3 protein-coding genes are annotated in these 4,182 nt (G+C 34.8%); all 3 read right to left on the reverse strand.

The window, feature by feature from the left end; translation table 11 throughout:
* Positions 1 to 125: 125 nt before the first annotated feature.
* Positions 126 to 1,625, reverse strand: a complete 1,500-nt coding sequence (locus E1171_RS05935) for a S41 family peptidase (protein WP_155205045.1) — start codon at positions 1,623 to 1,625, stop codon at positions 126 to 128.
* A 53-nt stretch (positions 1,626 to 1,678) separates the two neighbouring features.
* Entirely contained in the window at positions 1,679 to 2,428 is a 750-nt protein-coding gene (locus E1171_RS05940; protein WP_155205046.1) for a helix-turn-helix domain-containing protein, read from the reverse strand.
* Positions 2,429 to 3,175: 747 nt separating this feature from the next.
* Positions 3,176 to 4,036 (reverse strand): DUF5694 domain-containing protein, encoded by an 861-nt coding sequence (locus E1171_RS05945; RefSeq protein ID WP_222931411.1) that lies wholly within the window; start codon positions 4,034 to 4,036, stop codon positions 3,176 to 3,178.
* Positions 4,037 to 4,182: the final 146 nt, after the last annotated feature.

Genomic DNA, 4,182 nt, shown 5'->3' on the forward strand with positions numbered 1-4,182 from the left:
TAAAGATTAATCTTAATTTTCTTAATTCCAAATTACCCAAAGGGCTTTTACCTTCCCTAAAATTATCATAGTCTGGTTTGAATTAGGAAGAAATTGAAAGACATAACCAATTATGATTAGTTATTTCAATTATTCCGTATCAGATTTTTGACAAATTCCATTTGGACATCTTTTCTTTCCAGTATGTTTTTTATGGTAAAGGTTACTGTGTTATCTGGAAACACCCCTCTATTCATCGGTTGAATAGACTTTACTGCATTTTGTACTTTAACTAGTGGAGTTTTAACCCAAATTTTTGAATGAGTTAATGACATTCGGACAAAACTGGTACCATTTTGGCCACCATAGGTTCCATTCGTTTCACTCCCAACCAATATTCCTATCCCATTACTCTTGGCTACTGCGGCGAATTCAGCTGCCGCTGAGGCCGTACTCTCATTAATAAGTAAATAGATTTTACCAGCGAAAGCATTTTGATTTTTATGGACATAGCCGTGACTCTGGTTATATTTCGGATTCAGCATAAAGGTGCCGTCAGCTTGAGGAATGAGCTCATCCTTCACATGCTTTTGATTATATTCGGAAAGGTCAGAGTATTTAAAAAATTTCGTACTATCAGTTACCGTATAAGCCGGGCCATAATAACTAATGGAGTCATTTTTTTGAAGCAGATAGGACATTAAGGTTGTACCCATGATATCCCATCCTCCGGGATTAGATCTCAGATCTATGATCAGATTCTTAATATTCTTCTTTTGAATCTTTTCCAGCGAATGGTTCATGAACTTCACCATAGCCGCATGAGCTTGCTCCTCATTGTTAATATTTTTTCCCGCAAATTTAGGAAAGACCAGTTTGGCCGTGGATTCTAAATCCTTCAAAAAAGAAAACTTCCATTTTTTACTCCTCGTTTTACTGTAGAGCTTCCATACCTTTTTATTAACTGGATTTTTTTTGTAATTCCTAAATGATGTTGTGGTAGACATGGTGGATACTTCTAGTTCAATTTCTTTTCCGTCAAAATCAGCAAATTTCATCTTTAAGATCTCAGACCTATCTATGAGTGCATAGTAGAACATAGGGAAGAGACCTCCATTCATTGCAAAGTTCTTGGCAAGTTCGATATCACCATCTGTCCAAATGTATTTTTTGATCTCGGATGTGATCTCACTAGTTGGTTTCCCATTGATAGAAAGAAGTTCAAACCCGGGCTTTACATCCTCATTCAGAGTACCATTGAATAGTATATAGACTTTGTCCTGAACGGGAATCACATAAAAAGGAACAGATTTGATATCCCTTGATAAATACTTTTGAAAATTTTCAGTAGGAAGAACTAAAGAGTGAGAGCAATCGATATTAGCGTTCAACCTAGCTATTAATTTATAAAAATCATAGAAGGAAATATCTTCCTTAAGCGAAAGAGAAATGCTGTCCATAACTTCATTGATTCTTTCCTCCGATTGGTATCGATAGAGGCCAGGGTGCGTCTCTTTTAATAACTGTACATAGAGGTCAAAATCTTCCCGTGCTTGAGTGGGAGAAAGAACGACGTTCTTAAGGGTATCTTGTGATATTCCTTTAAGAGAAAAAAAGATCAGCAAGAATGTAAAGAATGATTTCATTTTGAGTTTTTCTTGCAAATAGAGCCCCCAAATCAAAATGAATCAACTCAAATCTAGATTTGAGAACTATTCTTGGCCTTTTTCATCCTGGATCTATAGACTTTTGGTGATTCATTAACCATTTTTTTGAATGTACGCTGAAATGTGGCTTGTGAGTTAAACCCACTTTCCATCGCAATACCTGTAATTGTGAGATAGTCGTTGGCCGGATCGCTTAGACGCTCTTTCACTTCATTTATTCTAAACTCATTTACAAATTCATTGAAGGTTTTATTTAGGGATTGATTAAGTACAGCGGAGATGGTTTTTTGGGGTATGCCGGTATGGTCCACCAAATGCTCTAATCTTAGTGTTCCATTCTTGTAAAGTTTGCTATCTTCCATGGCATGCGTTAACTTTTTCAATGTTTCCACAGAAGTGGATGGACTTTCGATTCTAGAAGGATTCTTTGATTGGGTTTGTAGAACTCCATTTAATCCTAGCCAGTAAATCAATACGACAAGTGGGATATAGACAGGATACCAACTAAAAACGCCCAGAAGCAAGTTGGATAAGCTCGGAATTAAATAGGGAATGAGATGAAGGAGCCAGATGAATTGAAATACCATGAAGCTTTGAACAAAGTAGGTGGGCCACTTTTTATCTCTATACGAATGAGATCTAATCTTTTTGTAGGCGAAAAGGGTATACAAAGATAAAGATACCCATCTGGGAATGTCCACATATTTATTGTACTGATCAGTAAACTGATCTAGAAATTCTAATTGACCAAGAGTAAAGTACTTAAACCAAAGTCCAGGCAAAAAAAATAATGGCTAAGATATTCGGGATTAGGTCTAGAAGAAGCGGGTAGAAGTGTGTTTTGGTTAAGGAGATCTTCTTTTCTATGAATGAATTTGTGTATAAATAAATTAGCGGTCCAATGGGCATTATAATTATAAGAGGTACTGTATACGCCAATATTATCAAGAAGGTCGATGAGATTACTAAGGTTTCCAGGAAGTATATATTCAAACAGGCCAATGAAACTAGAAAAAGAATCCATCCAAGGTATTTTTTTGGTTTATTTTTTTTGGATTGATAGAACAATAGCAAAGATGTGATAAAGCCCTGTATTGCTCCCAGAAGGACAATAATATCTAAAAAGTTATATTCCATAATCATAAATCTTCTTTCCCTAAAGGAATGCCATATTTAATTAGATGGCCTTAACCTTTCTACAGAGTTTCCTAAGCAGTGCCTCATTAAATAAATCAAAGGAGTAAGTAAAAGGAACTACAAATCTAAAAACACCTTTCCCAGCCTTTAGGGGCTTAAGTATTTTGCATTACGGCTTGCTAACCCCATCTCAAGAACCCTGGAGTTAACCTTACGACTTTATCAATCTCTTTCAGTACTGCTCGAGTAGCCAATTCGGCAAGTTGGAATAGCAACTACTGAGGAAAGTAGATCATGAAGAGTACCAACGGCCCTGCTTACTGCTGTGCATTTAAGTGGTGGACTTCGGGAGCTGATAAAGGATCATAGCTCCTTATTGTCATAGGTAGTTTTTATTTTAAATAATCAAATGTATTCACCATCTCATATTTTGGGCTTCTACTTATAAAGTCTCTAAAGAATGCAGTATGGCTTGCCCCCATGAGTACAAATACCCTATCATTTTCATTAAGGTTAATCCTATTTAAATTTGAATACATTCTAAGATTTCTTTGATAGTATTTAGCCGCTTCATCTGCCCCTTCAAACCCTTTACTTGATCCTGCATGGGTCAGCATGTCAGCGTTTACCGTTATTAGAAAATCCAAATATCTATCATGATTAATAAGTTTTAATTTCTCAAAAAGGTTTAAACTATCCCTATTGATATTTACTTCTGGAAAATATTGGAGAGGATTTTTATAATATTCGTTGTGCCAAACCGAGTCTATTAAATTTTCGATTTCATTACCAATCTTATAATTATATCCCATTTTGTGGTCAATTCCATAAATTCTTGTGGTTCCGCTTAACCTACCTAATTCATACGCAAGGAGTTCAATTTCGGTAGGCTTTTTGAAGAACATATTAGGATTTTCAATATACCTTTTATATTCCTTTTGAATTCGTTCATTATATTCTGGTACCTTTTCTACTAAAATTACTGTTGGTCTAAATGAGGATAATTTTTCTGCAATTTGATGAACTCTCTTTTGATTCTCTTTATCGTGTTCATTAAATTCTACTGTATTGGCATCAGGAGTGAATCCCATATGAAAAGTACCAAAATTTAGAATTTGAATTTTACTTAAGTTCTTAATAATATTTTTATCCTGATTTGATGAATATATTTCTTTTAATTCGTTTGGTTTGTTCTCTTCGCAAGAACAAATTAACAAGACTAACCCAGCAAATATAATGTTAAATACTCTCATATAGTCAGAATTTAATTTAAAGTATGGTTACAGGAAGCACAAAAATAGTAGTTTTGATTGTGTTGATAATCATGTGTGGCTATTATCTTTTATAATGTTGGTAGTTTTTATTACTCATAATCAGGTTCCGGAGTCATCCATTTTTT

This window comes from Xanthovirga aplysinae, assembly GCF_009711365.1.
GTDB classification, from domain to species: domain Bacteria; phylum Bacteroidota; class Bacteroidia; order Cytophagales; family Cyclobacteriaceae; genus Xanthovirga; species Xanthovirga aplysinae.

Coding starts and splice junctions, on each gene's coding strand:
- E1171_RS05935 (WP_155205045.1), bottom strand. CDS start 1,625: ATGAAATCATTCTTTACATTCTTGCTGATCTTTTTTTCTCTTAAAGGA.
- E1171_RS05945 (WP_222931411.1), bottom strand. CDS start 4,036: ATGAGAGTATTTAACATTATATTTGCTGGGTTAGTCTTGTTAATTTGT.